General features: G+C 60.4%; 2 protein-coding genes. Both read left to right on the top strand.

Features of this window, described 5'->3' with window-relative positions; all coding sequences use genetic code 11:
• Positions 1–491: 491 nt before the first annotated feature.
• Positions 492–5,669, top strand: coding sequence for a SpaA isopeptide-forming pilin-related protein (locus KHW85_RS08215; RefSeq protein WP_291459539.1), 5,178 nt, complete (start codon positions 492–494; stop codon positions 5,667–5,669).
• A gap of 152 nt (positions 5,670–5,821) precedes the next feature.
• A partial coding sequence (locus KHW85_RS08220; protein WP_291459540.1) for a hypothetical protein occupies positions 5,822–6,664 on the top strand: 843 nt, incomplete at its 3' end.

Raw genomic sequence — 6,664 nt, forward strand, 5'->3', positions numbered from 1 at the left:
GGGGGGGGATAGTTGCGCTAAGAGAACGGAGTATGAAATACTAGTTACCGTGAAATCCTTCAGCACCGCGAAGCGCCGTTTCAAGGCGCCCTTTTTGGTTCTTCTCCTCGCTCTGACTGTGCTTCTGCCAGGAGTGTTGCCCCCCCCCTGTAGCCTTCGCCGCAGGCGGACTCAAACTCGACCTATTCTTGGGAACTTACGATGGGCTCAAGGCCTATGCGAGCGGTGACCCGAATCCAACGCAGAAGTTGGACTACTGGTCTGGTGAGTCAATCCCGGCGGTCGCCCAGATCGCGGCATCGGGAGACGACTCCGCCACCGCGCAAGACGTCGCACTCACCCTCACGGTTCCCAAGGTGCGCGACGCGGAGGGCAAGCTACTGATTTCGACCCCGGCGTTCGTGGATTCCGAGCTTGCTGTGCAGGCCGGAGGCGGCACGGCCCGCTCGGAAACAGAGGATGCGTGGATCCTGACGTACACGTTCCCGAGCATGAAGGGAGGTCAGTTCAGCCAGTTGCCCTTCGATTTCTCCTTCCTTGATGGCATCACGCCGAATGGGACAACTGTAACGCCGACGATCGAGCTGAAGGTCGGCGAGGTCACGACAGATACGAAGGCGATCACGTTTACCGCGAAGTCGGCTGGCGCCAATCAGGTCTTCCAGATATTCCCCCACATGGGGTACTACCTTCAGGACAACAAGGGGAATGTCCTTGATGAGAACAATAAGAAGATTGGGGTCACCAGGTTTAACAGTGAGACTCAGACCGACCACACGCCAGCGGCGGGTCTCACCACGGACTTCGGCGTGTGCACGGAGTCATCAAAGGCCGCGTCAACGTCCGCAAATCAAGGCAATTACCAGTATCATACGATGACGTACGATGTCACCCTCCCCGAGGGGGCTGACACCGTTGAAACGCTAGCTGTGGGAGCGACGCTTAATGGCGGGTGGGCGTGGGTGGATGACACGCATCGGGTCATGCGCTTGATTCGCTCGTACTCCTCGAACTGGCAGATGTGTGAGCAGCATAAATCGTATTTCGGGTACACGCTGATCTATAGGAACGCACCCACCGTCGACGCTGATGGCAGTGCTCATCGTTACACGCCTGTCGTTCATGCCACGGCCGACATGGGACTGGCGACGGAGCAGGACGCCGGTACCGCGCAGCTGAGCCACATCTTCGCCGAACAGGTCGTCCCGTTCAACGGGACATCCTCGGTTAATCAAGGTAAGGCGCTTTTTGGGCATCTCTACTCGGACTGGCACTACGACAATGCCTCAGACGGCCATCTGACGATTGATGGCGACACTATCGAATACACTTGGGTCGGCAATTTGCACACGCGGATGTCCAAGGTGACGGGTGTCACGCCCGGAGTCATGGCCTCCGATCAGTATCCTGAGGATCTCCCGGGCTTTCGCTGGGCACTCTCCGTCAGACAGGCCAATAATGGTTCCAGCTACACGGATAAGACCGGAGGAACGCACCACTTCGTCCACGAGGTCGTCGACACGGACCTCGACCCGCGTCTGTATTACCAGCAGTTCGATTTCTTTAGCACGCGTCAAGGTGCTGGGAGAATCTTAGACGGGGAATCAGCGCTGACCGTGGATGAAATCAAAGCCCGGATCAATGCCACCAGCAACCACCTCTACGGCGTCAAACGGGACGGCACCGAGGTGGAGATCGCAAAGGACCTCGACTACGGCGACCGCGTCGCGATCAATGACACCGCCCGCGAGTACGCCAAGATACGACTGGTCTTCGATACCCCGCTCGAACTGGACAACTATCGCGCCTGGTTCTACGTCAGGGCGTTCCCAACGGATGCGGAGCTGGCGAAGTGGAACAGCGGCTACTACACCGAGAAGCAACTGTACGCGAATTACATGTCGTCGACCGTCACACAGGGGAGCGCCGACGGTCAGGTCGTGCAGTCCCTGAAAGACGGCGCCGAATACAACGACAATCAGAAGTCGGACAACAACGCCGTCGTGTGGCCGCTCACGCCCAAAGTTGGCACTACGCTTAGGACGCCTGCGCGTGCGGACATCAATCCGCCCAGCAACGGGAACCCCGATTGGTGGAGCGGCCCGTGGTGGTGGACGAATGATGGAGAGGCGACGTATTCGCGCTGCAACGGCGTGGCAGCCGACACCCTCACTCCGAACACATGCTCCCGACTGAAGACTCTTCAGATTTCCAGTTATCCGAAGCCAGACTGGGGAAGCGTGACGCGCACTCTGAAGAATGTTCGCCAAGTCCTTCTCCTTCCCCCCGGAGTCAACTACGTCCGCACTGACAGCACCCAGATCGCGCGCGATCTGGACGCGACCGCGCGAACACCGAAGATCGTGAAGGATTACAAGGGCACCGGTCGGACGGCGCTCATCTACTCCTACGGCGACATCGACTACACGCAGCCCAAGTACGGGCTCTCGGAAAGCGTGGCGACCTTCGTCACCGTCGATATGACCCTCTATGCGAACTTCGGTGTCAACACCTTCGACGCATACACGGTGTGGGACGGACCAGAGTCCGTTCAACCGACGGCCGACACGGCTCTCATCGATTCCCTTGATTTCGATGACGACGGTGCGACCAATGACAAGGTATCGCACACGACGATCGGAGTACGGCTCATCGCGCCCTCGGAGATCATCGGCAAGATCGAGACCTCTCTCAACGGAGAATCGGACTGGACGCTGTCGGCGCCGGCACAGGATCTGGGTTCGCCCGTTTACTACCGGCTGAGCGTCATGAACAACTCATTGACGCCAACTTCGACGGTGAGCTTGCTCTCCGTCCTGCCCAGTACGACAGACCACAAGATCGTTTCCGACAGGGACGGCACATATGGTCACCGCGACTGGGAGTCGACGGCGACCGACGGCGAGACGGCCCTGAGCGGACATTCCTCCGCGTTCCGCACGCCGCTGACGGGTCCTGCCTCTAAGGTCCTCGTCGAAAGCGGGACGGTCACGAAAGACGCTTCCGACCGGGTGACTGTTCTGTATTCGGTGACAGAGCAGGGGAAAGACCTTGCTTCGGTCGTCAATGCTCAGTGGTACACCGCTGAGGAGATCCCCCAGCACGGAGGATGGACTGCGGTTACCGCGGTGAAGGTGGACCTGAAGCCGGGGGAGGCGCTCGACTCCAAGGAGACGCTGCGGGTCATCCTGCCGGCTCGGATTCCGGTCCAACCTGCGACCACGCTCAACTCGAACTTCAAGGACGGAAAGTTGGCTGTGGCCTCCGTCGCCCTCGCGGGTTCAGGCGCCGCATATCTTGAGGCGAACGAGGTCACCGTCTCGACAAATCGCTACAGTGCGCGCGGTGCCGTGTTCCGTGACCTCAATGCGAACGGCGTGAAGGACGCTGGCGAGCGATTCCTTCCGAACCAGTCCTGGACGATGGTGAACAGCGACGGCTCCAAAGTGTCTAACCCCGGGTACGAAGACTCGGAAGCATCGGGTACCACGGTCGACACCAAGGCGCCGGCTGCCATCGTCGGATCGCACACCTCGTCCGATCCGACGCTGCAACTCGCCGATCCAGAACTGTCTTCATCGCCGGTGTACTCGCGTGGCACCTATGCCCTCGCGTTCACCAAACCCGACGCGATGAGCTGGTCGCCGAAGCCGACCTCACCGGGTGACGCAACGGTCGTCAACTCGGCGGACGAGAACGGACGCACGGACCTCTTCGATCTCAACCCCGTGGCCCGCACGGCAACGAGATACGCCGGAGTTGTTGGTACGCGCGATCTTGAGATCACGAAGACAGCAAAAGACACAGGACAGGCCCAAGAGGGCGTCGCCTTCACTCTGACATTCAAAGGCTGGTTGGATTCAGAGGCGCCGACGCAGACCGTTAACCCGGCTCAGACACAGTGGTCGGGAACAACCGACGCGAACGGCGCGCTCACATTCGCAAACCTGCCGTACGGCACGTACACCCTCCACGAAGGCGAACCGCTCACGGGCTATGCGCGGGTGGCGGATCAGACCGTCACTATTGACGCGATGGGAGCCACCATTACCGGAGGCGTTGTTTCTCCCATCGCACTTGCCATTGCCGATCCTCGCGCCGAGGGGACGGTGACGGTGACGAAGACCGACGACTACCAGCAGCCGCTCGCAGGAGTCGTTTTCGGCATCTTCCCCGTTGACGCGAACGGTGCTACCGCATCGACTCCGGCGTTCACCGCAACAACAGGTGACGATGGTCGAGCCCAGTTCACCAACGTTCCGTGGGCGAAATACGTCCTTCGGGAGCTTTCCGGAAAGGATGGATACGTCAAGGCCGAAGGCGATCTCAAGACGTTCGAGCTTGGAGGCCCCAGCTTTGACGCCGGTACGGTCGTCAACGAACGGATCGACGGTACGGTGTCGGTAAAGAAGGTCGACGAAACCGGTGATGCTCTCGCAGGGGCGACCTTCGGTCTGTTCCCGGTTGATGCGTCCGGCGTCGCTGCGTCGGAGCCGGTCATGAGTGCCACAAGCGGATCCGATGGGGTCGCGACGTTCACGAACGTCCACTGGGGCGTATATCAGGTCAAGGAGACGTCCGCGCCGGAAGGCTACACGCTGTCTGATACGGCGCTGACCGTGACGGTTGACGCCCAACACCTGACGGTCGCAGCGGGTACCGTCACCGACCGACCGATCACAGGCACGGTCATCCTTACCAAGACCTCAGACGACGGCACGCCACTTGCAGACGTCGAGTTCGCCCTCTACCCGGTGACCAAGGGACCCGGCGGTTCAACGACGGTCGCAGACGTTCCCGCGATGCGTGCCCTGTCCGACGCCAACGGCCGTGTCTCCTTTGATTCCGTGCGCTACGGAATGTACGAACTACGTGAGACAAAGGGCCTGCCCGGGTACCTGACGATGGAAAAGCCTCTTGGCGTCGTCGTCACCGCAGATGGAGCGACGATTGACCTCGGCAAGGTTGTCAACACCGCCGAGCATGGTGCGATCCGGCTTCTCAAGACCGATGCGAAGACTGGCGCTCCGCTTGCGGGTGCGACCTTCGCGATCTATCGAGTCGAAGAGGACGGAACCGTGGCCGAAGAACCGAGCGATACGCAGGTCAGCGGAGCAGACGGCATCGTCTCGTTTGAAAACCTCACCGTCGGCGATTATGAAATCCGTGAAACGAACGCACCCACCGGCTGGCTGGTATCCACCGACACCATCTCGGCAAAGGTCAGTGCAGACGGGCAAGTCGTTGACGCGGGGCGCGTGAACAACGAACGTATTCGCGCTGACATCATCGCCCATAAGGTCGATTCTCAAACGCACGCGGGTCTCGCCGGAGCAACATTTGCTCTTGAACGTGAAGGTCAGCAGATCGCGACGGCGACCTCCGACGCCGACGGACTCGTTACCTTCAAAGACGTCGAATACGGAACCTACACGATTCGCGAGGAGCGAGCGCCTCGCGGATACGCACTCTCTGAAACCCGACTCACGGCTGTGGTCTCGCAAAACGGCGTGTCTGTCGATGCGGGGACGATTGAGAATCAGCTCGTCGTCGACCAGTCTGCCTTGGCGCGAACCGGAATGGACGCCGAAGTTGTAATCATGGCAGGTCTTGTGGGCGCGATCGGAGTCGGTATTCTGCTTGGTGTCAGACGCAGGCGAGTTTCGTAATCACCGCTCGGAGGGCATGCGGAGTACCCAGCAAGGCTACGCGTGCCCTCCGACACAGCCATCAATACAGTGCGGGAAGGCCTTGGACGTGCTTTCGCCGAGTGGCGCAATCCGCCAGCCATAGACCGCAGGAACAACAACTAGGAGAAATCATGAACATCACAAAACCCGCCTGGCGGCGGCGAGTGGCGATGGCGTGCGTCGGTGCGCTTGCTGCGCTCGGCTGGACGACGGTAGGAGATGCCGCGCACGCTGCAGCCGATCTGCCGGCCGCGCAGTTCGCATCGGTATCGGGTTCGGGCGCGTGCGCAGCAAACGAGCAGGCCCCGGCGACGTACACCGGCACGTTCGCCGCGAAGCTTCAAATGACCGAGCTGCTCAAGCCCTTCGAAACCCAGGTGAAGAGCGAGGCAGATGCCGGTCACTTCCCGTGGGACAAGGAGACGGTGTCGACGAGTGCCTCGTTCTACTACACCGTGACCTTCCCGCAGGGAACGACGGTTCAGGCAGCAAGCGCCTCGGAGTCCTCGTCGATGATCGCGTCGGTGACTGAATCTGCGGTGAGCTCCGACTCCCTTACCCACACATTCAAGATCAAGCTCAACGACGTTAATTGGGCCCAGATCTACGCGGCCTACCAGCAGGATACGCCCAACCCTTCGGCTCACACGGTCGACGTGACGATTCCCTACTCCATCGCCGCCAATTCGGCCGATGAAGCCAAAACAATCGCCGCTAGGAATATCACCGCCACTGGCTCCTTCTCATTCTACCCGTCCGGCACCTGGGGACGATTCGGCATCGGCCTGCAGACCTTCAACATGGACGCGTTCAGCGCGCCGGTTGCTTCCGACATGAGCGCTTTCCCGTGCTTTACACCCGCGGCTCCGGTCGAGGTGTCGCAGGCGGGGACGTTGCCTGGGGATTTGTTGGGTGCTGTTGATTCGGGTGCTGTTGATACTGAGCATGGTGCTGTGGCGGTGGCTGCGGGTCAG

The organism is Actinomyces sp. oral taxon 181, assembly GCF_018370895.1.
GTDB lineage: Bacteria > Actinomycetota > Actinomycetes > Actinomycetales > Actinomycetaceae > Pauljensenia.

What these genes read in the sequence shown, in the direction of transcription:
- KHW85_RS08215 (WP_291459539.1), top strand. Translation starts at nt 492, where the DNA reads ATGAAGGGAGGTCAGTTCAGCCAGTTGCCCTTCGATTTCTCCTTCCTT.